Raw genomic sequence first — 387 nt, 5'->3', positions numbered from 1 at the left:
CCTGCCTTCGGGCGGGGACTTTCATTGAGGTTGGCCGGTGGCTGAAGCCATTACTTTCGCGGCCGGTATTTCCTCGCCTTCGGGTGAGGACTTTCATTGAGGCGCGGCCACATTCTCTACCGAATACTCCAAAGGCTCAGATTTCCCCGCCTTCGGGCGGGGACTTTCATTGAGGCAAGACCTTGTTCATTGACCTTGACCCGCAGGCTACCATTTTCCCGTCTTCGGGCGGGGACTTTCATTGAGGTGAGCGAGCTGACGATGCAACAGCTGCGTGGTAGGAAGATTTCCCCGCTTTCGGGTGGGGACTTTCATTGAGGGTGGGTCACCGTTACGGTCACCGTTGAAGGAGGCATCATTTCCCTGCCTTCGGGCGGGGACTTTCAT

It is taken from the genome of Rothia sp. HMSC072B04, from assembly GCF_001813725.1.
GTDB lineage: Bacteria > Actinomycetota > Actinomycetes > Actinomycetales > Micrococcaceae > Rothia > Rothia mucilaginosa.
This window is presented reverse-complemented; position numbering follows the sequence as displayed.